Origin of the sequence: Acinetobacter sp. BIGb0196 (assembly GCF_011759595.1) — a bacterium.
Taxonomy (GTDB): Bacteria; Pseudomonadota; Gammaproteobacteria; order Pseudomonadales; family Moraxellaceae; genus Acinetobacter; species Acinetobacter guillouiae.
Genome location: NZ_JAAOZA010000001.1, coordinates 764317 through 790244, shown reverse-complemented (window position 1 = coordinate 790244; position 25928 = coordinate 764317). Strand labels below are relative to the sequence as shown.

The 25928-nt window shown below is 39.0% G+C and carries 17 protein-coding genes; 5 read left to right on the top strand and 12 right to left on the bottom strand.

Features of this window, described 5'->3' with window-relative positions:
* Positions 1–7: 7 nt before the first annotated feature.
* The 3 genes from FHR28_RS03660 to FHR28_RS03650 all read right to left on the bottom strand — a co-directional run bounded on the left by FHR28_RS03660 (position 8) and on the right by FHR28_RS03650 (position 2587).
* On the bottom strand, positions 8–814 hold the full coding sequence (locus FHR28_RS03660; protein ID WP_166781952.1) for a paraquat-inducible protein A: 807 nt from the start codon (positions 812–814) through the stop codon (positions 8–10).
* On the bottom strand, positions 811–1452 hold the full coding sequence (locus FHR28_RS03655; protein WP_042140915.1) for a paraquat-inducible protein A: 642 nt from the start codon (positions 1450–1452) through the stop codon (positions 811–813). The genes FHR28_RS03660 and FHR28_RS03655 overlap by 4 nt, the downstream gene beginning before the upstream one ends.
* Positions 1453–1693: 241 nt before the next feature.
* Entirely contained in the window at positions 1694–2587 is an 894-nt protein-coding gene (locus FHR28_RS03650; RefSeq protein WP_056513304.1) for a LysR family transcriptional regulator, read from the bottom strand.
* A 100-nt stretch (positions 2588–2687) separates the two neighbouring features.
* On the opposite strand from FHR28_RS03650, the gene FHR28_RS03645 reads away from it, so the two are divergent.
* Together FHR28_RS03645 and FHR28_RS03640 are read left to right on the top strand one after the other, a co-directional pair.
* A complete protein-coding gene (locus FHR28_RS03645; protein WP_166781950.1) occupies positions 2688–4028 on the top strand; it encodes an MFS transporter in 1341 nt (446 codons plus the stop codon).
* Positions 4021–4428, top strand: coding sequence for a hypothetical protein (locus tag FHR28_RS03640; protein WP_056513311.1), 408 nt, complete (start codon positions 4021–4023; stop codon positions 4426–4428). Before FHR28_RS03645 ends, FHR28_RS03640 begins: the two co-directional genes overlap by 8 nt.
* 234 nt (positions 4429–4662) lie before the next feature.
* Here the strand turns inward: FHR28_RS03640 and FHR28_RS03635 are convergent, their stop codons facing one another.
* The 5 genes from FHR28_RS03635 to FHR28_RS03615 all read right to left on the bottom strand — a co-directional run bounded on the left by FHR28_RS03635 (position 4663) and on the right by FHR28_RS03615 (position 17536).
* On the bottom strand, positions 4663–5895 hold the full coding sequence (locus FHR28_RS03635) for an HlyD family efflux transporter periplasmic adaptor subunit (RefSeq protein ID WP_004817233.1): 1233 nt from the start codon (positions 5893–5895) through the stop codon (positions 4663–4665).
* Positions 5896–5974: 79 nt separating this feature from the next.
* Complete coding sequence (locus tag FHR28_RS03630) at positions 5975–8158, bottom strand: type I secretion system permease/ATPase (RefSeq protein ID WP_166781949.1); 2184 nt, start codon at positions 8156–8158, stop codon at positions 5975–5977.
* 46 nt (positions 8159–8204) lie between these two features.
* Positions 8205–9413 (bottom strand): TolC family protein, encoded by a 1209-nt coding sequence (locus FHR28_RS03625; protein ID WP_166781948.1) that lies wholly within the window; start codon positions 9411–9413, stop codon positions 8205–8207.
* 267 nt (positions 9414–9680) lie between these two features.
* Complete coding sequence (locus tag FHR28_RS03620) at positions 9681–16532, bottom strand: Ig-like domain-containing protein (protein ID WP_166781947.1); 6852 nt, start codon at positions 16530–16532, stop codon at positions 9681–9683.
* 74 nt (positions 16533–16606) lie between these two features.
* Positions 16607–17536, bottom strand: a complete 930-nt coding sequence (locus tag FHR28_RS03615; RefSeq protein WP_166781946.1) for an OmpA family protein — start codon at positions 17534–17536, stop codon at positions 16607–16609.
* A gap of 373 nt (positions 17537–17909) precedes the next feature.
* Between FHR28_RS03615 and dsdC the strand changes: the two genes are divergently transcribed.
* A complete protein-coding gene (gene dsdC, locus FHR28_RS03610; RefSeq protein ID WP_166781945.1) occupies positions 17910–18830 on the top strand; it encodes a DNA-binding transcriptional regulator DsdC in 921 nt (306 codons plus the stop codon).
* A 227-nt stretch (positions 18831–19057) separates the two neighbouring features.
* Here the strand turns inward: dsdC and FHR28_RS03605 are convergent, their stop codons facing one another.
* The gene (locus FHR28_RS03605) at positions 19058–20341 is read right to left on the bottom strand and encodes an OprD family outer membrane porin (protein ID WP_166781944.1); all 1284 of its coding nucleotides are present in this window, start codon (positions 20339–20341) and stop codon (positions 19058–19060) included.
* A 31-nt stretch (positions 20342–20372) separates the two neighbouring features.
* Entirely contained in the window at positions 20373–21719 is a 1347-nt protein-coding gene (locus FHR28_RS03600; RefSeq protein WP_166781943.1) for an MFS transporter, read from the bottom strand.
* Positions 21720–22368: 649 nt separating this feature from the next.
* Here FHR28_RS03600 and FHR28_RS03595 point away from each other — a divergent pair.
* Both FHR28_RS03595 and FHR28_RS03590 read left to right on the top strand, forming a co-directional pair.
* Positions 22369–23445 carry an aromatic ring-hydroxylating oxygenase subunit alpha gene (locus FHR28_RS03595; RefSeq protein ID WP_166781942.1) on the top strand — a complete coding sequence of 359 codons (1077 nt, stop codon included), beginning with the start codon at positions 22369–22371 and terminating at the stop codon, positions 23443–23445.
* A 12-nt stretch (positions 23446–23457) separates the two neighbouring features.
* Entirely contained in the window at positions 23458–24402 is a 945-nt protein-coding gene (locus FHR28_RS03590; RefSeq protein WP_166781941.1) for a PDR/VanB family oxidoreductase, read from the top strand.
* A gap of 65 nt (positions 24403–24467) precedes the next feature.
* Here FHR28_RS03590 and FHR28_RS03585 read toward each other — a convergent pair whose 3' ends face one another.
* Complete coding sequence (locus tag FHR28_RS03585; protein ID WP_056513336.1) at positions 24468–25148, bottom strand: GntR family transcriptional regulator; 681 nt, start codon at positions 25146–25148, stop codon at positions 24468–24470.
* 271 nt (positions 25149–25419) lie between these two features.
* Positions 25420–25854, bottom strand: a complete 435-nt coding sequence (locus FHR28_RS03580) for a hypothetical protein (protein ID WP_105713465.1) — start codon at positions 25852–25854, stop codon at positions 25420–25422.
* Positions 25855–25928: the final 74 nt, after the last annotated feature.

The following is a 25928-nucleotide window of genomic DNA, read 5'->3' as shown; positions in this document are numbered from 1 at the left end:
CATTGTTTTATTGACTGGAATTAGATAAATCATGATTCAAGGGAGGATGATCCACGTGAATCACATCTGAGCCTTGCAGGGAAAACTCGTTCTTGTTGCGCGTATTCTGGGCAGCAGAATAATTATCCCAGATAATACGCGGGTCAAAACTCAGTGAAGCAAACATGGTTAAAACCACCACTGCACCAAAAGCAACGGCGCCCGGCCCAGCGAGAATAGTTGCCAGTGATTGAATCTGAATCAGGGCGGTCAATAAAGCCACCACAAAAACATCAATCATCGACCATCGACCGATAAACTCAACAATCCGATAAAGCATTGAGCAATGCTCAGGTGAAAAATGCAAACGTTTAGAAGACTGCATTTTTACTGCAATCAATAGAAAACACAGAATCAAAAGTTTTAACATGGGAATAAAGATACTGGCCATAAAAATAACAGCAGACACCAGATAATCCCCATTCTGCCAAAAATAGATCACACCACTCATGATCGTATCTTGCTGACTGCCTAACAAAGAATCTGTCACGGTCATCGGAAGTACATTGGCTGGAATATATAAAATACTCGCCGCAATCACCAAAGCAAGGGTTCTGTCTAAGCTCTTTGGTTTACGTTGATGCAGCACACTATGACATTTCAAGCAATGTGAAGCGTGTTTAGTTTCAGCCTCTGGAAGCTGTTTATTAAGCGTTCCACAGCAATGACAAAGCACCAAAGACAAATCTTTGGCTCTTGGGAATTGCAGCGAATTTTTACTGTCGATATGCGCTGAGTATTTTGAAAAATTAGCCTGAGACTGTTCAGTTTTCATGAGAGTCTCCTGTCGATCTCATCCCAAAGATCTTTGACTTTTACTGAGGCAATATAAACCAGCAATACACTCAATATGGAGAATCCCCATAATGCAACGCCCGGAATCACCACAACCATACCGACCAGTTTAACCAAGGTGACCAATACCCCAATCAAAAATACCTCAACCATTCCCCATGTTCTAAATAAAAACAGAGTACGAAATGCTGCAACTAAATAACGAGGCCGAACTTTAAAAAAATGAACTGATGAAAGTACATAGAACAGCAGCAATAAATCCAATAGAGGCACCACAAAAGTCGTGATAAGAATCAACACACCTACGGGCCCTTGGCCTGCATGAAACATTGCCCATGCCGCACCCAGTAGTGTTGTCTGGGAATCATTCCCCTGCAATTCCACCTTAACAATCGGAAAACTATTGGCAATCACAAATACGATCAGTGCTGTTGTTACCATTGCCAGTAAGACACTAAATGGTTTGCTTTGCCGATAAAGCTCAGCACCACAACAGAGACAATAAGCACGCTCACCTTGGGTCAACTGAATTCGATGATAGAGCGTGTCACATTCCTCACAGGCAACCAGCGTTTGCGGTGCAATATCACCATTTTGAATCAATGCTTGCTGATTCATAGGGGTAGAAACTGGCGGACAGGAGGACGGTTCACGCATAGAACATCAACACCATTTTATAAATTCTTTTTAGACCGAAGCTCATCTTGCTATATTTTACTGAGATGTATACAGATGAGTTGTGATATTTTTTGATGATATCCTGTTGGTTTTATATAAACAATTGATCTGGCGAAATCTAGTCTAACAATTGACCATGCATTTTATCTATACGCAATAGCAAGCGCCTATTTTGACATGATTAAAGACACAGTCGTTGCACCAAAAAATCGATAAAGACACGAGTTTTTGCAGGTAATGTTCCCGTATTCGGATAGAGCAATTGAACATTTTGCACAGGTAAATCAAAATCAGCTAACACCCGAGTTAAACGATTTTGCTGAATATCTTCATCGACCAACCAAGCTGGCGATATCGCAACACCCAATGAAGCAAGTGTCATCTGGTGTATCGCTTCTGCCGAATTAGATTCATACTGACTTCTAACAAAAGGCAATGTATGTTTTTCACCTTGATCATTTTGTAAAACATATTGCGCATCCTGCCAATTCAATAAGCGATGACCAATCCAAGGAACATGTGCTAAATCAGCAATGCTATTGATTGGATAACGTTTTAAAAATTCAGGGCTGGCAACCAAATAAATCGGATATTCAGCAATTTTTCGTGTCCGCATGGATGAGTCTTTTAAGTTTCCCAACCGAATGACCAAATCTAATTTTTCAGTGACTAAATCATCTAAGGAAGAATTAAATGAATATTGTAGCTGTAATTGAGGATATTGGCGGCAAAACTCACCCAGCAAAGGTAAGATGAATTTCCGTCCAAATTCATTGGTCGATGAAAAACGCAATATCCCTGTGATACTTGTGGCTAAGTTTTGACTGCGCTCAAAAGCTTCTTCGATTTGCAATTGAATGTGTTTGAAATCCTCATAAAAGCTTTTGCCTATTTCAGTCAGTGCGATATTACGCGTATTACGAATCAGCAAACTCACATTTAAATGCTGTTCTAAATGCTTGATATCAATACTCACCATCGATCGACTTAACCCCAAAATCTCCGCTGCCTTGGTAAATGATCCTGAATCAACCACTTGCAAAAAACTTATAATCTGTTTTAGGTTTTTTTGCATAATCACACTGATTGTTTGAAATTATTAAACAATGATTTTACTTCGCATGCATCGACAATAAAAGGCCTGAATCGTACCCTCCTGCATCTTGGAGGTCGCTATGTCATATCGCTATAAAATAGCAACAGTGTTTTTACTTGGGTTCTTTATTGATTGCATCAATATTTTCATGTCTGCAATTGCCTTACCCGATATAGCAACAGCTTTCTCAGTCAGCCCATCGATGGTTGCATGGGTAAGCAATGCTTATATTTTGGGTTTGGTTTTAATCATGCCCATGAGCTTATGGTTAGCAAGCGTATTGGGTGATCGGAAATTGCTGTGTTATTCAATGCTGCTTTTTTCCGTCAGCGTTTGGTTGATTGGCATGAGTGAATCAATCCATAGTTTAATTTTTTGGAGATTTGTTCAGGGTGTGGCTGGCGGATTATTAATCCCTGTCGGTCAAGCATTGGTATTTGCACTGTTTCCAAACCATGAACGGCAACGTATCTCCACAATGATCATGGCAATTGCATTAATTGCACCAGCCTTTTCACCAACGATTGGCGGCATGATTATTGATGCTTTATCTTGGCGTTGGGTGTTTTTTGCCAATATCCCCTTTACCGTGATCACTGCTTTTTTAGCATGGCGATGGATCAAAGAAAATAAAGCTAAAACGTCCGGGAAACCTGACTTTTTAGGACTGTTTATGGTCAATGTCAGCCTGTTATGTTTGTTACTCTCTTTCTCATTATTTAACGATTACCATAGTATTGTACTCGCGATCAGTAACTTTCTGCTTTCCGTCACAATGCTTCTGATTTATCTCAAATACGCGAAAGGATCTGCTCATCCGATTCTTAATTTGCAATTGTTAAAAAATTATAATTTACGCAATGCATTTATCGTTTATTACGCAGTACCCGGTATTTTTACTGGTGTGAATTTACTGAATATCTTTAATTTACAACGTAACCTTGAGTTTAATGCAAAACAGACTGGTTTATTTATGCTGCTCTATGCAGTAGGCGCATTGGTATCGATGACCAGTGGTGGACTTCTCTATCGCCATCTCGGTAAAAAGCAGCTCTTTATAATCGGTATTACGCTACATAGTTTAGGAATTTCACTGCTGTTCTGGGTTTCAAATGCCAATGATTTAAGTACCTTAATTGTTGCTTATCTACTGATGGGAATGGGTGGTGGTCTAAGTGCCAATACTGCCCAAATCAGTGCCCTCATCGATTTTAACGGCCAAGACTTATTACAAGGCAGTGTGCTGTGGAACATAAATCGACAAGTCGCTTTCAGTTTAGGTACAGTTGTCCTTATTTCAATCTTTAATCTGTTACCTGCTGCAAATGACTTAATACGTTATCAGCATACTTTTTTGCTTGCAGCACTGCTCTGCCTCTTATCATTAATTTCCATTTTTAAGGAGAAAACCCATGTCTAATCCTATGGACAATGCATTACAACATGTCATCGATTTACATATTTTGATTGAAAACGTATTTACAGGTCAAAATGCAAAAGAAAGCCTAAATCAACTCTTAGCCAGTTTTGACCCAAATTTTAAAATGATTACGACGCAAGGCAATGTCATTGGTTTACCCGAAATAAATGCCTTGTTTAGTCAAAATATAGGTAACAAACCCGCATTAAAAATTAAAATCTTAAATACGCGTGCTTTATTTGAAGCAGACAACCACTGCTGGATTCAATATCAAGAACATCAACAAAGCCATGAACCTGATACATTACGGATATCGACGGCTTGTATCAAAGTTGAATCAGGTCAATATTATTGGGTTTATCTACATGAAACATTGGTCAATTTGGCCTCATCGAGTTAGCTGAATTAACCGCCATTGGTTTAGCTCGAAATAATTTTATTGAATAAACTTACACTGGATTAAGGCTAATTGAACGCGATAACTCATTATTAAACAATGATCTATTGTTCTACATAAGTTTTTACTTTAGCAAAAATCACTTCCCCCAATCTTGACCTATCAACGACAAGGTCATATTTGGGGGATAGATCAAAACATGAAATGACTCTAACTTAACCGTTTAAGTAAGTGGCTTTATCTCTCTTGTAAAGCTTGTTTCATCCGCGTAATCGGTTTAATCAAGTATTGAAATACGGTCTTTTCACCGGTCTTTACATCAACAGTGGTCACCATGCCGGGAATAATCGGAAGCTTTTTCCCTTGTTTATCCACTAAACTATTTGCATCGGTTTTGACCAAGATACGATAGTAGACTTCATTTTGGTTTAATTTCAATTCACTATTACGTTTGTCATTACTCAGAGTATCGGGACTAATCAGTGTCACCACCCCCTCTAAGCCACCATAAATCGAATAATCATAGGCACTTATTTTAACAACAGCAGGCAATCCGGGACGAAGAAAAGCCACATCCTGTGGGCGTATATAAGCTTCAACCAAAAGTTTGTCATCTAAAGGAACAATTTCTAAAATATCTTGTCCTGCATTGACCACACCGCCCACTGTATTAATTTTAATATTTTTCACAATGCCGCGAAGCGGCGCTTGAATGAATGAACGATCAACAGGATCCGCACGCATCGCCATATTTTCTCGCGCCTGTGCCAATTCAGCTTCTGTTTTTACCAACTCATTATTCGCATCGGTTAAATAGCGATTTTTCCGATCTAAAATTTGCGCACCCAGATCTGCCGATTGTCGTTGCATACGCAATACTTCCACATTTGAAACCAATCCCTGCTGTGCCAGCGGTTGGGTAATCGAAATCTCATGATCCAAGAAACTTTTACTGGCTTTTAATGCTTCGATCGCATCGACCATCGACTGTCGTCTTACCGTATAAGCCTGATATTCTCTTTGCTTTAATTCACTTGAAATCTCTTGAGGAAATATCGGCTTCGTCTCTGTAGTTTCCGCTTTCAATCGTGCTGCAATTGCGGTTAAATTTTCAACCTTAGCCTCGCTCTCTCTTAAAATAGCAGAACTGCGAGTATCATCCAGTTTGAGTAGAATTTGATTTTTTTCAACAACATCCCCCTCTTTCACTCTCATTTCCATGATAATTCCGGGGTCTAAGCTTTGAATAATTTGCTCACGACTACTAGAGATAATACTTCCTTGGCCTCGCGTCACCTCTTCTAAGGTACTGTTATACGCCCAAATTAAAAATACGACGATTAAGACGAATAGCAAAACAATCACCGCAAAATAGCCATAGTGTTTTTCTTGCTGTAAAGCGCCATTTAAATCGTTTAACAGCTTCAAATCAGATTGGCTGATTGGTGGCTGTTTAGTTTGTTTTTTCATTTCTTTCACTTACTTAATCTGCATAATCATAACAACATCATTTCTCATCCGACCAAATCTTGACGTTCAAAGCATCAGGTTATTTACGGATCCGAGCACTTACACTCACTCGATGAACTCTGGGTTTTGCAGGAGGAATATTTTGGGGCTGTTGTTGAACTAATTTGGCAAGAATCTCTTCTTTAGGACCATCCATCGCAATGGCGCCATTTTCCATCACAATAATACGATCAACCAATGCAAGGACTTGGGGACGATGGGTAACCACCAATAATGTTCTTTGTTTTGCCCAGTTTTGAAGCGCATCTAAGGCAGATAATTCTGTTTCTTGATCTAATCCAGTGGTGGGTTCATCAAGCAGTACAACTTGTGGGTCACGTAAGGTTAATCTTGCTAAAGCAATGAGTTGCTTTTGCCCGCCAGATAAACCTAAGCCGTTTTCACCGAGTTGCATGTCTAAGCCTTGCGGATGCTGATTGATCACCTTATCGAGGCCAAACTGATGTAAGACATGCATTAACTGTTGATCAGTTGAAAAATGATCAGTTCTTGCCAATTCGAGATTGTCCCTAAGCGTACCCAAAAATAAGCGAGGACTTTGGCTAAGTAAACTGACTTTGCTTCGTAAATCACTTGGGTCGATTTGACGTATATCAATATTGTCTAAAGTAACATGACCTGCATTGGCCTCATAAAGACCACTTGCGAGTTTTAACAAGGTACTTTTTCCACTCCCAATATGTCCCAAAATGGCAACTTTTTCACCTGGGTTAATATTTAGGGTTATGTCTTTGACTGCTGGTGCTGCATCTCGTTGATATTGAAATTGGATATGCTCAAAAGTAATCTGACCTTCGACCGATGCTAAACTGATATATTGACGGCTAGGATCCCGCTCAATAGGTCTTGCAACAATATTATTAATCCCTTGTAAGGCCAATTTGGCTGACTGAAATTTAATCGCTAAACTGGCTATTTGCGATAATGGCGCAAGTGCTCGACCAGATAAAATCACCGAAGCAATCAATGCCCCCATAGTAATTTTATAATCGGGATTACTGCTGTGAATTAAATAAGTCCCGAATACCACCAAGAAGACAGTATTTAACTGCTGCATACTTGCGGCAAAATTCACCACCAAATTACTTAAATTTCGAACTTTAATCGAAGATACAGAAGTTTTTGCAGTGAAATTATCCCAACGTTGTTGCGCCCAATTTGTGGCATTATTGGTTTTTAACGTCTCAATTCCATCAATTGCTTCAACTGCCAAGCCTTGCCTTTGAGATGACTCCTTCATAGACTCATTGATATAGCGAGCCAATGGTCTTTGCACAAAGAAGCCCACTGCAATCATAATTGGGATTAAGGCCAAGGGCACAAAGGCCAGCTTGCCACCGACTAATCCAATCACACTGATAAATAAAAATAGAAAAGGCAAATCAACAATGGTCAGTAAACTCGCACTGGTCATAAACTCGCGAACCGCTTCAAACTCACGAAGATTATTGGCATAAGCCCCAGCCGAACTTGGACGATCGACCAAACGTAACTGCATAACACGTCTAAAGAGTGACGAGCTAATAATTAAATCTGCTTTTTTACCTGCAATATCAGTTAAATAAGAACGAATTAATTTAGAAATAAACTCAAAACTAATCGCGATGATCACACCGATACTTAACACCCATAATGTTTCAAAAGCTTGGTTTGGAATAACACGGTCATATACGTTCATAACGTATAATGAACTTAATAAAGCTAAAAAATTAATCATCAATGTTGCCAATACAACTTGATAATAATATTTTCTAAATCGCCAAATCACCTTCCAAAACCAAGCTTTAGGCAAATGATATTCAGGTAAATCAGAACGTAAATCTGATTGAACTTTTGGCTTAATAAACCAACAAAATCCTAAGTACAATTGTTCCAACTGCATCGCAGTGATGACTTTGGTCATCCCATCTGTTTGCAATAAATGATAAGTCCGTTCGTCAGCATGATATGTAACTTCGGTAATCACCGCAGCTTCTTCATTTTTTAATAAGATCGTAGCAGGTAAAGCAAGTGTTGGAATATCTTGTAAAGATCGCTTCGACAATTGGTTATCAAAACCATAACTCCGTAAAACCTCTGTGAGCGTGCCATAATCAATCTTTAAGTCTTGATCACGCCCAACCCGAGCCAATAAAGCAGCTTCACTAATCGGACTACCTAATAATTTAGTCGTTAATGCGATATGTGAAATAATAGATTTCATGTTGTTCTACTTAAATAAATACTTTGAAAATAATCGGGAAACCAAGTTAGTTTGTGACACCAGCCCACTGACTGATTTTGGCTTGAGCCAATAAATACTCTAAAGTTGCAGCTCTAAAATCATTACGAGCTTCTACTTCTGTTGCTTCAATATTTGCAAGCTCGTTATAAGCATCGAGTACATCAATTAATGTCCGACGAGAGATTTTGAATTGTTGTTCATAAGCCCAAACGACTTTTTGTTGAACATCAATATATTGATTCACTAATTTAACGCGTTGTTCATTTTGAGACATATCAAACATGGCTGTTCGACTACGTTCAATGGTATCGCGTAAGCTTTGTTGCATACGCGACGCTACAGCGATCTTGGTTTGATTTTTCTGTGAGATCTTATGCTTTGAACCTTGGTTAAAGATGTCCCATGACATTCTTAAATAGATTTCTTTATTATCTGGACTTGCCGTCCCTTCTAAATTAATACTCGGCATTTGAGCCGCTTTAGACACTTTAATATCTTCAAGTGCACTTTCATGTTCTGCTTTTTGTGCTAAATAACTGGGTATTTGATCAACTTCAGCACGATGGTATTGGGTAATAAAATCTTGAGATGTCATTCCATAAAAAGGATCAACAATCGTATCTGGTGCTAAAAAATCTTGCGTATAGACTTCTAATCGACTCACAGTTAAACCTAACGTACGTCGTAATTCAGCAATACCTGTTTCTACTTTTAGTCGACGTGCCTGAGCTTGAGCCAACTCACTGAACCGACCTGAATCATGTTGCACAATAATATTTAAATCATGCAGCATTTTATCGTGACGTTTTAAATTTCGTTCTGCAACAACCAAAGACTCTTTGGTTCTTAATGCGGTTAAATACAATGTACTGATTTTATAACCAAGGTCTTCTCTAGTTTGTTCAGCAGTATATTGATAATAAGCTTCTTTTTTCTTATCTCGATCAACGGCTGCTTCGATCCCGCCCCAAGCATAAACATTGACTGTCGCGCGTAGACCAGGAGCAAAATGCGTTTCTCGTGCATTGCTTTCATATTTATGTTGTTGACCAAGTACCTGAGTCCCTATAGCACTGACAATCGGATAATGTTCAGCCTTAGTCGTCTGCATCGTACTATGTGCAAAAGACACATTTGCTTGAGCCTCCTGTATCACAGGATCATTGACCAGCGCTTGTTTGAGTATCTCTTTTAACGTCGCTGCATGTACCAATGGGCCATGTATTGCCAACATCCCTATAAAACACAGAGATATTGACCGTGTCAGTTTTCTATTCATTTGCATTGATGAGTTCTATCGGCAACCAGAAATACAATCAATGGTTATAAAACATAACCATTTGTTTTAACTGTGCTTTTAATAAATTTGCATTGAAGTATTATTTAAATGAGGTATAGCACCATCATGTGCGTGCCATACCACACTAAAAAACCCAGATAAATATACAAAAAGCATTCGCTACAGAATGTAGAAAATGCTTTTTGTGCGGGTTAATTAGACTTAAATTAAGTTAGGCTGCTCAACACTGAGTTGCTCTAAATGTTGTGAGACATTGATATGGTTTGTATGCACAGCTTCGGCTGGATTTGGCGTATTGGCAAAGCCATCTAAAGTATGACCAACTGCATTAAAAACCTCTAAATGATCCAACTGATTACTCATGCTCAGTGCTGTTTTACTGGCACTTGCTTCAGGAATTAATTGAATATCAATGAGCAATTTATCACTAGATTTATCGCCATCTTTATCGACAAGTGTAAATGTAAACTCTTCTTGGGTTTTACCTACAGGACGAGTCGAAGCTGGGTTATAGCTAAAATCACCAAACTTATCTGCTGACATATTTAATTTAAAGCTACCACCGATCTCTGTTTTCACCATCAGTACACCATTACCAGCATCTTGCCAAATACTCGCATTGCTATTGCTACTGGTGATTTGGTTTGTTGCATAGTCATAAGTATAGTCATACCCATCAATCTGAATGATTAACTGACCAGCACCATCGGCACCGAAAGATGAAACAATATTGCCCACATCATCCGTACGAATAGACCCCTGAGTATCAGTAGCTTCTGGAACCAACTCAGACATAATACCGCCGAGATCAGACATATCTTTCAAAATAATAATGTCACTCGAACCATCTTTGTTGGTGCCTTTTTCGCCATCGAAAGCAAGTGGTTTTAAGAAATCTGCACCCTCATCCATTTGAGGACCAATACCAATCGCAATAGATTTTATGTTTTGTTCTTTTAAGAACGCTGTCCACTTATCTTCACCGATATCGATATTTTGATTGCCTGGTTCATAATTTGATGGTGACGTTGGTTGGATACCGCGTACTCCATCAGTGCCATTACCAAAGTTTGGAATACCATCACTGACAAAGAGCAAACTATTGTTCACCTTCGCGCCGTCCACACCGACAACTGGACCAGCACCTTGATTATTCAAACAACTATGAATAACCTCTTGTAAAGCCGCATCGTAATTGGTATCTACACCAATATCTGTTGGTCGAGTGCCAAAATTATATAATCCTTTCACAATTTTCTTGGCATCGTCTAATGACACCCATGTATCTGTTTGACCAGGTAGCGAAAGATGCTTGGCTAATTTTGAGAAGCCAATAATATTCACTTTCACGTCTCCATTACCTGGGGCTACACTGTCAAGTTGCTCCTGATACTTATCTAGCATCGTTTCAATCGCTTCGACAGCTGCGTTCATACGCATTTTCTCGCCACCATTTACCGGATCTGGAATACCGCTATCTCTTGCACCCATACTGCTAGAGAGATCCAGACTAATGATCACGTTCGCATAAAAAGTCGTCTCACCATCTGCAACTACAGATATTGGCGCTGCTACTGATTTATCATCTTCCACAGTAATAATGAGGTTAGCATCGCCAATATTGGTATTGATACCAAAATCAAGATCTAAACGTTCACTGTTCTCACCAACATGATCCACTGGCGCTTTAAGACCAATTTCATAAGGAATTGTGGTTTTACCATTGCTGGTCACTGGTGTACCCAAAGTAATCGACATCACTTCTTGACCGCTTGGCGTGGTTCCAACTAAGCCGCCATTTGCTGTTTGAGTCCAGTTTATTGTCTCACCACCAGAAGTGACATCCACTGTTGGCAATGTCATTAAGATATCGCTAATGTCAGCATTACTAGGGTTATCTAAACTCAATTCACCATTTACAACAGCGGCTGTTGAACCATCTCCTAAATCAGCTTCTTTGAGTATCTCGGTTAAGGTACCTGTAGGGCTTATATCTAAAGTTACGTGAGCTGGATCCGATACATTGCCAGCTTTGTCTTTGACTGTATATTCAAATGCATCAGGACCGACATAACCCTTGTTTGGGGTATAGGTCACTTCGCCTGTGATTGGATCAATGCTGACAGTACCGTTCTGAGGCTGTTTCGTGATCACCACCGTACTTGGATCTAAGTCACCATCTTTGTCAGTGTCATTTGAAGTGACATCAATAATGATTGGGGTGTCTTCTTTAGTTTCAGCGCTATCATCAACCGCAACTGGATTAGCGGTGATATCAATTACCACAGTCGCTGGATCAGAAACATTCCCCGCTTTATCTTTAACTGTGTATTCAAATGCATCTGGACCAACATAGCCCTTGTTTGGCGTATAAGTCACTTCGCCTGTGATTGGATCAACACTAACGGTACCGTTCTGAGGCTGTTTCGTGATCACCACTGTACTTGGATCTAAGTCACCATCTTTGTCACTATCATTTGAAGTCACATCAATAATGATTGGCGTGTCTTCTTTAGTTTCAGCGCTATCATCAACCGCAACTGGATTAGCTGTGATATCAATTACCACAGTCGCTGGATCAGACACATTCCCAGCTTTATCTTTGACGGTATATTCAAATGCATCTGGACCAACATAACCCTTGTTTGGCGTATAAGTCACTTCGCCTGTGATTGGATCAACACTAACAGTACCGTTCTGAGGCTGTTTCGTGATCACCACTGTACTTGGATCTAAGTCACCATCTTTGTCACTATCATTTGAAGTCACATCAATAATGATTGGCGTGTCTTCTTTAGTTTCAGCGCTATCATCAACCGCAACTGGATTAGCTGTGATATCAATTACCACAGTCGCTGGATCAGACACATTCCCAGCTTTATCTTTGACGGTATATTCAAATGCATCTGGACCAACATAACCCTTGTTTGGCGTATAGGTCACTTCGCCTGTGATTGGATCAATGCTGACAGTACCGTTCTGAGGCTGTTTCGTGATCACCACCGTACTTGGATCTAAGTCACCATCTTTGTCAGTGTCATTTGAAGTGACATCAATAATGATTGGGGTGTCTTCTTTAGTTTCAGCGCTATCATCAACCGCAACTGGATTAGCGGTGATATCAATTACCACAGTCGCTGGATCAGAAACATTCCCCGCTTTATCTTTAACTGTGTATTCAAATGCATCTGGACCAACATAGCCCTTGTTTGGCGTATAAGTCACTTCGCCTGTGATTGGATCAACACTAACGGTACCGTTCTGAGGCTGTTTCGTGATCACCACTGTACTTGGATCTAAGTCACCATCTTTGTCACTATCATTTGAAGTCACATCAATAATGATTGGCGTGTCTTCTTTAGTTTCAGCGCTATCATCAACCGCAACTGGATTAGCTGTGATATCAATTACCACAGTCGCTGGATCAGACACATTCCCAGCTTTATCTTTGACGGTATATTCAAATGCATCTGGACCAACATAACCCTTGTTTGGCGTATAAGTCACTTCGCCTGTGATTGGATCAACACTAACAGTACCGTTCTGAGGCTGTTTCGTGATCACCACTGTACTTGGATCTAAGTCACCATCTTTGTCACTATCATTTGAAGTCACATCAATAATGATTGGCGTGTCTTCTTTAGTTTCAGCGCTATCATCAACCGCAACTGGATTAGCTGTGATATCAATTACCACAGTCGCTGGATCAGACACATTCCCAGCTTTATCTTTGACGGTATATTCAAATGCATCTGGACCAACATAACCCTTGTTTGGCGTATAAGTCACTTCGCCTGTGATTGGATCAACACTAACAGTACCGTTCTGAGGCTGTTTCGTGATCACCACTGTACTTGGATCTAAGTCACCATCTTTGTCAGTGTCATTTGAAGTGACATCAATAATGATTGGGGTGTCTTCTTTAGTTTCAGCGCTATCATCAACCGCAACTGGATTAGCTGTGATATCAATTACCACAGTCGCTGGATCAGACACATTACCAGCCTTGTCTTTGACGGTATATTCAAATGCATCTGGACCAACATAACCCTTGTTTGGCGTATAAGTCACTTCGCCTGTGATTGGATCAACACTAACAGTACCGTTCTGAGGCTGTTTCGTGATCACCACTGTACTTGGATCTAAGTCACCATCTTTATCGGTATCATTTGAAGTGACATCAATAATGATTGGGGTGTCTTCTTTAGTTTCAGCGCTATCATCAACTGCAACTGGATTGGCGGTGATATCAATTACCACAGTTGCTGGATCAGATACATTCCCCGCTTTGTCTTTGACGGTATATTCAAATGCATCTGGACCGACATAACCCTTGTTTGGGGTATAAGTTACTTCACCTGTGATTGGATCAATACTAACAGTACCATGCTGCGGTTGTTTGCTAATCACCACTGTACTTGGATCTAAGTCACCATCTTTATCAGTGTCATTTGAAGTCACATCAATAATGATTGGGGTATCTTCTTTGGTGTTAGCACTATCATCAACTGCAACAGGATTAGCGGTGATATCAATTACCACAGTCGCTGGATCAGAAACATTACCAGCCTTGTCTTTGACGGTATATTCAAATGCATCTGGACCAACATAACCCTTGTTTGGGGTATAAGTTACTTCACCTGTGATTGGATCAATACTAACAGTACCATGCTGCGGTTGTTTACTAATCACCACCGTACTTGGATCTAAATCACCATCTTTGTCAGTGTCATTTGAAGTCACATCAATAATGATTGGGGTATCTTCTTTGGTGTTAGCACTGTCATCAACCGCAACTGGATTAGCTGTGATATCAATTACCACAGTCGCTGGATCAGAAACATTGCCAGCCTTGTCTTTGACTGTGTATTCAAACTGGTCTGGACCGACATAACCCTTGTTTGGGGTATAGGTCACTTCGCCTGTGATTGGATCAACGCTGACAGTACCATGCTGAGGTTGTTTGCTAATCACCACAGTGCTTGGATCTAAATCACCATCTTTGTCAGTGTCATTTGAAGTCACATCAATAATGATTGGGGTATCTTCTTTAGTTTCAGCGCTATCATCAACCGCAACTGGATTAGCTGTGATATCAATTACCACAGTCGCTGGATCAGAAACATTGCCAGCTTTGTCTTTGACGGTATATTCAAATGCATCAGGACCAACATAACCCTTGTTTGGGGTATAAGTCACTTCACCTGTGATTGGATCAACGCTGACTGTACCATGCTGCGGTTGTTTGCTAATCACCACCGTACTTGGATCTAAGTCACCATCTTTGTCAGTATCATTTGAAGTGACATCAATAATGATTGGGGTGTCTTCTTTAGTTTCAGCGCTATCATCAACCGCAACTGGATTAGCGGTGATATCAATTACCACAGTCGCTGGATCAGAAACATTCCCCGCTTTATCTTTAACTGTGTATTCAAATGCATCTGGACCAACATAGCCCTTGTTTGGCGTATAAGTCACTTCGCCTGTGATTGGATCAACACTAACAGTACCGTTCTGAGGCTGTTTCGTGATCACCACTGTACTTGGATCTAAGTCACCATCTTTGTCAGTGTCATTTGAAGTGACATCAATAATGATTGGGGTGTCTTCTTTAGTTTCAGCGCTATCATCAACCGCAACTGGATTAGCTGTGATATCAATTACCACAGTCGCTGGATCAGAAACATTACCAGCCTTGTCTTTGACTGTATATTCAAATGCATCTGGACCAACATAACCCTTGTTTGGCGTATAAGTCACTTCGCCTGTGATTGGATCAACACTAACAGTACCGTTCTGAGGCTGTTTCGTGATCACCACTGTACTTGGATCTAAGTCACCATCTTTATCGGTATCATTTGAAGTGACATCAATAATGATTGGGGTGTCTTCTTTAGTTTCAGCGCTATCATCAACCGCAACTGGATTAGCTGTGATATCAATTACCACAGTCGCTGGATCAGATAGATTGCCAGCCTTGTCTTTGACTGTATATTCAAATGCATCTGGACCAACATAACCCTTGTTTGGCGTATAAGTCACTTCGCCTGTGATTGGATCAACACTAACAGTACCGTTCTGAGGCTGTTTCGTGATCACCACTGTACTTGGATCTAAGTCACCATCTTTGTCAGTGTCATTTGAAGTGACATCAATAATGATTGGGGTGTCTTCTTTAGTTTCAGCGCTATCATCAACCGCAACTGGATTAGCTGTGATATCAATTACCACAGTCGCTGGATCAGATAGATTGCCAGCCTTGTCTTTGACTGTATATTCAAATGCATCTGGACCAACATAACCCTTGTTTGGCGTATAAGTCACTTCGCCTGTGATTGGATCAACACTAACAGTACCGTTCTGAGGCTGTTTCGTGATCACTACAGTGCTTGGATCTAAGTCACCATCTTTGTCAGTGTCATTTGAAGTGACATCAATGATCACAGGTGTGTTTTCTTTGGTTTCAGCACTGTCTTTTTCTGCGATAGGAACATGCTGAGGATGTTCAATTACAGGAGATTTTTTATTGTTATCATGACCTTGACCAATAGCCACTGCCGCTATCGGAACCAAAGCCAATAGCCATAATGGATTAAAGGCCCAAAATGCTGCAACTTCTTCACCACCTAAAGCCTGACCAGCTTCAACTTGATCCGCAAGCAAACTCACGGCATCACTTTTTTCTGCACTTTCTGGGACATAAGGGTAATATTTGCCATTTTCATGCTGACCGATCAGTAAGTTAGACTCCCCTTCTGAATAGCCCAACTCACCATTTGCAGCATAATAGTTTTCAATAATCAGATCTGGCTGATCAACATCCCCACCTTCGAAACTAATCCACAAATCCTTATCATGGCGTTTAGTCGCAATATTTTCTGGCCCAAATGAAGTCTCTTTATCAGTAAACTCATAATGAACATTTGCTTTTGCAGCAATTTTTAATGGTTTACCTTGAGAACCACGACCAAACTCACCACCTTCAATATTCAAGGTATCGAGTGTTGATTTTTTAGCATTAATTTTGAGAACAATATTCTTTACAGTCACGTTTATTTCCTTAATTTCAATAATTAAGCATTAATTAATAGAATCAAAATACTAAGTTTTGAAATGAAGCGTAATTACGGCTGAGTACCATAAAGAAGGATCTCAACTCGACGATTGGGCTGATTACATGCCAAACGCGCAGTACGATTTTGAGTGTGTTTTTCAGAACAATCTGTGATCAATAAATTTGTTTTACCACGGCCTTCGGCAGCAATTAAATCAGCAGATAAACCATAATTTACCATCATATTTTTTACACTTTGCGCACGATGTGCTGACAACACTTGGTTATAACTTTCCGTACCGTCTGGATCTGTATAACCAATAACATCTATATGGCTTATCCCGGCTGTTTCATTACGAATGGCATCTGCAACATCCTTAATTTCTTGTTTACCCTGAGTTAACATATTTGCTTCATCTGATTTATCAAACTGAAACAAAGCGCCAGCTTGTAATGTAAATTTCTTCAACATTTTAACGGTAGGCTTACACTTTAAATCGCGATCAACACGTGGCAAGGTGTGGACTTGTTCTTTTAAATGCTGCTGAGCTTTTTTAATTTCATCCTCATTCATTGCTAAGAAATAAGTCTGCCCATTCTGATCCAGACTCACACGTAAATAGGTCGTTTTTTCGAGAGGTAAATTATAGTATTGCCCGCCTTTTTCTTTGCTTGCATAGCGATCTTTGACATCCGTTTCAATTGCAACCAACTTTTGGTTATCAGGACAAACTTCAAGCTCTTTATAAGCATTGGGTAACAATGAAGCCAAATATTCTCCACCTACAAAAATATTTACCGCTTTTCCCTCAATTTTCTCATCACGAACGAAAACAACATTTGCTTTATTCTTATTTACTTTTTCATTGATTTTTTGATTTTCAAAGTTATGCCACTTTTCAACAGCCGTACCATTACTACCACCTTTTACAGCACATCCAGACAAGATTGAGCTGAGGAGTAGTGTTGTGACCAACAAGCCTTTATTTGTGACCATCATTAAAATTTGTTCCTTACAGAATTTAAAAGTAAAAAACCTCTATAACGAAACGTTTAAGCTTCGTAGAGGTTGCACATAAAAACCTTTTAGACAGCGAGACCAATATTTTAAATTTCAGTAAGGCTGCCTAAAAACACGTTTTTTCGTGACATATTTCACGGTTTAATATTTAAGGTACGCAAAAATAATGAATTAGGATTAATACGTCAAATGATAAAAATTTGCTTTTGGGTTAAAATAATTCATCTGAAAAAACATAAGGTTAAATATTGATCTTTAAATATATTTTGATTTAGATAGCAGTATCTATTTTAAAATTTTTATTTAATATTTCACATGAATTATAAAATATATGACAGCGAGCAATAAAGTGATGAACTTAGATAAGTCATTAACAGGTTTTCAATTATCTAAACTTCATACATTTGAAGTAGCTGCAAGGCATGAGTCTTTTTCATTAGCGGCAAAAGAGTTATGTTTAACGCCAAGTGCTGTTAGCCACCAAATCAATTTATTAGAGAAAGAACTCAATATAAAACTTTTTTTACGCTTACACCGTAAAGTTGAACTCACTGCTGAAGGTAAGCACATTTTTTGGGCATTGCAATCGTCTTTAGACCATATCAATACTGAAATTAAGGCCATCCAAAATCAAACTTTATCTGGACCACTCACGATTTATGCTAGGCCATCGATTACACAAAATTGGTTGGTTCCCAAACTATCTGACTTTATACAGCGCTATCCTTTTATTGAATTATCAATTTTGACTGGCAATGAAAATGTTAATTTACAACGAGAAGGGATAGATTTAGCGCTTTATTTTGATAATCAACCCTGCCCGCAATTGAATTATCAATACTTAATGGATGAACATATTTTACCTGTATGTAGTCCTGAGTATGCTGAAAAATTCAACCTTGTAGACAATTGGCAGAATTTAAACCAGTGTACTTTACTTCACGACAGTCATGCATGGTGTAATAAGACAGGAACAGGTGAATGGGACAGTTGGGCCGCACATTTTAATATCAATATTGATACCCCTTCAGCGCTTTACTTCAATCGCTCAGATCTCGCCTCAATTGCTGCAAAAAATAACCTTGGAGTGACAATGGGAAGAAAACGATTGGTTGAAAAAGCCATTAAAAATGGCGAACTAATCACACCATTCCCCGATCAGTTTTTACTCTGCGAGCAACATTACTATATCACTTCATTGAAAGATCGCCACTGGCCAAAAATTGAGGCCTTTAGTCTATGGCTCAAAAATCAAACCATGAGTCACGACTAAAATGACTGGCCGATAAAATCATAATCAAATCAATGTTGTACTCATTTATAAATCGAGTACCTTCTGCTTTTAAATGGTTTTATATTCACATACTTAAAAATCGTCAGAAAGATATCGTTGATCCACTCTGACGAAACATAGATTTTTTATACAAATTCTTTTCACCATTAGACTAAATTAAAAAAACGGTTCTTTAAATCAAAGAACCGTTTAGTAATACAGAAACCTTAGAACTTAAAGCTATAATCTATATTTAAACGAGTTTCATTGGCTGAGTGAAAGACCATATTGGTTGGCATATCATTTCGGTAATGAGAAAAACGTGCTCGCATGCCTAAGCCTTTCAACTTCCCTTCTGGGATTTTATAAGCTAAATCCAGCTCCATCGATTCTTCTTTAAATCGTATATCGCCATAACTAAGTAAATCAATATCTTGTCCTTTGGCATAGCGGGTCATAAAACGCAGTCCATTAAGGGAAATATCAGCTAATTTTACATTTTTAAAATCATATTCATAACGCAATGAATAGACTTTCTCGTCTTTATTGGAATAATCCGAGCTCATAAAATCAAGCACCACTGGACTTTCTGTTCCCGATAAAAATGGTAAACCTGTCGAACCAAAAGCCTGCATATAACCCAAAGACAAGGTATGGTTTTGATAATTTAAACCAAATAATCCACTTAAATGCTGGTTATCTACATGACCAATTTTTTGTCTACCTGCCTCCTGACTATTGAAAAATCGTACATCGCTTAAAAAAGTTAACTGTTCATTTAAAGGCTGTTTACCATTGAAACCTAAGAATTGCTGTTGGTAGATATCGTGCAGTTCAGCCTGATAAGCACGTATTCGATACGCATCATCGAGTTTATAAGCACCACCAAAACTATAGAAGTAATCTGTTGTTGCAGATTGATCAAAACGGCGATTGATATTGTCAATACCAACATCACTATAATGAATTGAATCACGCTGTCGCACTTGGTCTACATAAAAGCCTTCCAATTGTAACTTTGGAATTTCATTGGAAGCAAACCGAGCACCTCGATAAGTTTGAGGAAACAAACGCGCAGGTGAAGAAAAAATCGTGGGCAATCGTGGAACCAAATCCCCCACAAAAAGCTCATTTTTCTTAAATTTTGTTTTGGCAGTCAGCCCTATTTTCCCATAATAATCATCTCGTGAATTATCTGCATTTACAGGTAATAAGTTACTCCGTGCATAGTCATCAGCTCGATCTCCAATTAAGTTAAATCCAGCCATTGCCAATACATCAACACCAAAACCAACTGTTCCATCGGTATAGCCCGATTGACCATTAAAGATAATACCTTGTGCCCAATCGCGCGCAGCAGTATAAGGATATGGATCTTGTTTATAGTCTCGGTCAAAGTAAAAATTTCTAAGCGTTAGCTCTGCACTGCTGTCTGTCACTAAATCGGCATGTGCCAGGGCACTAAATAATGGGCAAAAGTATACCCACACCCACATGGATGTTTTTTTCATTTTTTATCTCAACTATTTAATTTATAGAGGATTAGGTTGTTGTTTTAAGCGTATAGGCTGGTTCATCTTTATGTCGATAAAATGCATTACCTAACATTAAAATAAGTACAATTGCCAAAATAAATACCACCCCGTAATATGCATAAAGTGTGGATGGTGCTAAACCTTTATCTAAAAAAACGCCTGCAATTGTTGGCGATAAAATGGCACCAATACGGCCAAAACCAATGGCATAGCCTACGCCACGGCTACGAATATCGGCATCGTAAATTGTAGGTGAAATAGAATATAAACCTGCAATACAGCCATTAATCAGCGTTCCAAGTAATAAGCCAACAATCAATGCCACGCTCACTTGGGCCGAGACAGCCACGAATAAAAACACACAGGCGGCAGATAGTCCTAGAAATAGGCTCAAGGCATAAAAGATTTTGATACGAGATGCCAGCAAACCAATAATTGCTGCACCAAAAATCCCACCAATACTAATTAAAATACCTGTGGTAACCCCTTGTTCAGGCGACATTCCCATTGAAATTAAAATTTTCGGTGTCCAACTCATTACAAAATAGAAGCCAAACATTACAAGAAAGAAAGCGCCCCATAAACACAATGTTTGAAAGCCCTGTTGCCCACCAAATAATTTAGCAAAATCTCCGCCACCCTTTGCATCACTTTTTGCATAATCAGGTAAGGCATCTAGATGATTTAAGCCCATACGCTGTAACACTGAGTTCATTCGCGCTAACGCTTGTTGCGGTCTTTTTGCCAACAAATAATCTAAGGACTCAGGCAATAACCATATACTCATCAACAGCATTGCAATAGTTGTGATCCCACCTGCAAGAAAAATCGAGCGCCAGCCTAAATGTTCAATCATTGTCAGTGACAATATCCCACCAAGTGTGGCACCAATCCCATATCCTGTAGACATTAAACTTACCGCAAAACTTCTCCAGCGCGTATTGGCATATTCACTGGCCAAAACATTGCTACTGGCAAGAATACCGCCAACCCCAATCCCTGTGACAAAACGAAGGACCGCCAACATGCTATGACTATTCACAAAAGCGCATGCCAGCATGCTGATTCCAGCAATCACCAAACAAATTAAGATCAGTAAACGGCGACCTATTTTATCGGCAAGTGGTGCCAGAAAAATCGAACCAGCAGCCATACCAAATAGACCAGCACTTAATAACAAACCGATTTGAGCACCAGAAAGCGACCAATCCGCTGAAACTGAAGGTGCAGTAAATGCCATAACCATGACATCAAAACCATCAATAATATTGAGGAAAACACAAATCAAAATCACAAACCATTGATATCGGCTCATTTTATTTTGACTTATCTCACGAAGAACATCTCTTTCCATTTGTGTATCTCCCAATTTGGATCAGATACACACACGACATTACTGAGCTGCGTCGCTGGGTGGTTATGCATATCCGTATCCATAATTACCTAGAGGAATAATTTAATTTTTAAAACTCGTTTTTGAACAAGAATATTTTTTTGGAGCGTCCTGCTCTATTTCATCTTGATTAATTGGATCCAAAAAATCAATAGTATTATTAAAAAATATTTTAAAAATGAGATTAAAACAAAAAAACCACATGATTTAACTCAATATATTTAAATTAAAAAGAATGAAAAGCGAATATACACATTTAAAGATTACATTAAAATGGATCCATTAAATTCATTTAACCTCTTCTTAGTAAGTGACCTTATTGAAGATATTAAAAAAGCCCACCCCCTTATTTTTAAATATTTCAGTTTGCGCAATACGATAGGCATCCAACAAAAAACACAAATTGGATCCAAAATATTAATAAAAGTACAGTCAACCATATAAATCTCGTAGAGATAATTTTTAAATAAAAACAGCAGAATATTGACAAATACAAAACATTAAAGGCTATATTAAATGATTTAATAATCAAAAATGATCATTTTATGGATTGACCGTTTACTTGTGTTTCGATAAATTGGATCCAATAAGTGATAAGGAGTCGTCACAAATGTTTATAAAAAATGCCTGGTATGTTGCTTGCTATCCTGAAGATATCCAAGAAAAACCGCTTGGTCGCACCATCTGTGGTGAGAAAATTGTTTTCTATCGCGGCAAAGAAAATAAAGTCGCTGCTGTTGAAGATTTTTGTCCACATCGTGGCGCACCTTTATCATTAGGCTATGTAGAAGATGGCAATTTAGTTTGTGGTTATCATGGTTTAGTCATGGGATGCGAAGGAAAAACCATTTCTATGCCAGCTCAACGCGTAAACGGTTTCCCCTGCAATAAGAGCTATGCTGCTATAGAAAAGTTTGGTTTTATTTGGGTTTGGCCTGGTGATCAAGCTTTGGCTGATGAGTCCAAACTTCCAACACTAGAATGGGCAGATCATCCTGAGTGGAGCTATGGCGGTGGTTTATTCCATATCCATTGTGATTATCGTTTGATGGTCGACAACCTTATGGATCTGACCCATGAAACCTATGTCCATTCGAGCAGTATTGGGCAAAAAGAAATTGATGAAGCACTTCCTGTCACCAAGGTCGATGGTGATCATGTCATTACTGAACGTTATATCGAAAATGTCATCGCTCCTCCATTTTGGCAAATGGCACTTCGTTGTAATAACTTAGCAGATGATGTTGCTGTAGATCGCTGGCAACGCTGTCACTTCGTTGCTCCAAGTAACGTACACATTGAAGTGGGTGTCGCTCATGCTGGACATGGCGGATATCATGCCCCCAAAGATAAAAAAGTGTCATCGATCGTGGTTGATTTTATTAGCCCTGAAACAGAAACCTCACATTGGTATTTTTGGGGAATGGCACGTAATTTTCAACACGATAACCCGACCCTCACCGATCTCATCCGCGAAGGTCAAGGCAAAATCTTTACCGAAGATTTAGAAATGTTGGAACAGCAGCAACAAAATATTTTGCGAAATCCCCATCGCCAGTTACTGATGCTAAATATCGATGCTGGTGGCGTACAGTCACGTAAAGTGATTGACCGATTACTGGCACAAGAAAGTACGCTCACCCCTGAAACAACAAAACATAAGTTTCCAAATATTCGGGTGATTTAAAGGAGAATAAACATGGACGTTGTTATTGATAAAATTCATCAACTTACTCCATCAATTCGAGCATTTGAATTGATTTCAAGCAATGGTTCTGCCCTTCCAAGCTTTGAGGCAGGTGCACATATTGATGTACATCTCAAAAATGGCTTAACGCGTCAATACTCACTTTCAAACTGTTGTCGTGAAAAACATCGTTATGTGATTGGTGTTTTGCATGATGAGCATTCCAGAGGTGGTTCTCGTTGTATGCATACCGACTACCGTGAAGGTGATCAATTACGTATTGGCACACCACGTAATTTATTTGAAATTCATCCTCATACCCAAAAGGCAATCTTATTTGCAGGCGGTATCGGTATTACCCCGATTCTTTCAATGGCTTATCGACTTAAATCCCAGCGGATCCCATTTGAATTGCATTATTTTGTACGTAGTCATGAAATGATTGCCTTCTATGGAAATTTAACCGAACACTTTACAGGTCAGATTCATTTTCATATTCAAGATCAACCAGAAACTCAATGTGATATGTCATCAGTCTTGGAGCAGAACGCATCCGATAAACATTTATATGTTTGTGGGCCAGCAGGTTTTATGGCATTTGTGATGGAGTCAGCTCAACACATGGGCTGGCAGACAGAGCAGCTACATCAAGAACACTTTGTCGCACAAAAGTCAGAGACATCTAACAATGCAGCTTTTACCATTGAAATCAAAGGCACTGACCGTCGAATCGAAGTACAGCCTCATCAAACAGCAACCCAAGCCTTAATTGAAAACGGCTTTGATGTCCCTATTTCTTGTGAGCAAGGTATTTGCGGAACCTGTATCACGCGTGTGCTTGCAGGAATTCCAGATCACCGTGATGTATTTATGACTGACGAAGAACATGCATTAAATAACCAGTTTACCCCCTGCTGTTCCCGAGCAAAATCTACAAGTTTGGTGATTGAATTCTAATGAAAAACAACCCTTTGATTCGATTAAAAGAGCTGCTTAGGGTCTGTTGATATTTCATTTCGGTTTTATTGAGACAACACATTTCTTAAGGTCTCGCCCAAAACCACAACACTGCTATGCTCACGCATCAATGTTTCAGCACGCCCGGCTTGTCTATGTATTAAGGCATCGTAAATTGAACAATGCTGTAGATGGGCATAATGTAAACGACGATATTCTGAAAGTGCCTGAGTTTGGTCATAAGTAATGGCTTGGGCCGAGGCCATGGGCAATTGATTGTTTTTGGCTAAGGCTTGGATCAGCGCAACATTTTGTGCACCTTGAATAATGGTATCGTGAAAAATCACATTAAAGTGATGATAACGTTCCAGTTCATGATCACCAAACTCAGTTTTTCCATCAAAAAGTTTTTCTGTTTCGACAATGCAATTTTGTAGTGTTTTTTTCTGCTCTTCTGTCAAACCTTGTTCTGCAATGGTTTTAGCTGCCAGTCCTTCAAGGATACCTCGTACTTCAAGTGCATCATTGACCAGCTTTTCTGAAATTTCTCGAACCGTATAACCTCGAGTCGGATTTTTAATCAGTAAGCCTTCTTGCTCAAGCAAACGAAATGCCATACGCACAGGCTGTCTGGACACCCCAAGCAACTCAGCCGTTGGGATCTCTGCTACTCTGGCACCGCCCTCTAGCTCTCCAGCAATAATCATTTTTCTAAGTTTAATTAAAACTTGTTGACCTGAAGACATTCACTGTCACACGCTATCAAAAATACCCTTTGATGCTAACAAGTTCATCTATAAAATGAAAACAAATTTTCGATTTGAATCTATTTGGTTTGAAGCTAATGTTTTGGTTTACGAAGTTACATTACAGGCATAAAACCTATTTAGTATTAAACTCAACCTTAACTATAACTATTGATCCCCTCTCAATTGATGCAGTTCTTTGATAAAAAAGCAACACGTGTGCTTTTTTATCAAATCTTTGACATATCAATTACGTAGGAGAATAATTCTATTAGTCAACAGCGATGATTGTAGGCTCGCTAGAATTATAATCAATATAGTGCCATCCATTTAAAACGGTTGAACAACTATAGTCATCACCACTTAAATCATAAAATGTAAATCCCCAACCTTTTGTATTACGAAATTGTATGCGGCATTGATATATCTTACTGATACCGCCTATTACATTCCCTTCAGCAATACCTAATGCTTTTGCGCAATCCGATGTATAACCTGGTTTTACATTGACTTCCCATTTCAACTCACAACGGCTTCCTTCAACTTTATCAATTTGCTTTTTATTCAATGTATTTGTCACTAGTTCTAAGCTATATCCTGCAGATTTTGGATAGCCAACCTCATAGCTTTTACCCTCATTATTTTTAAGGGAAACCACAATGTACTCTTCATTTTGATCAATACTTAAAATATTTAAATTAGTCATTTTAATTACTCTTTGAGTTATGGAGTAAATAAATTATTATTTTCCAATTGGTAAAAAAATACCCAATTCTTGGT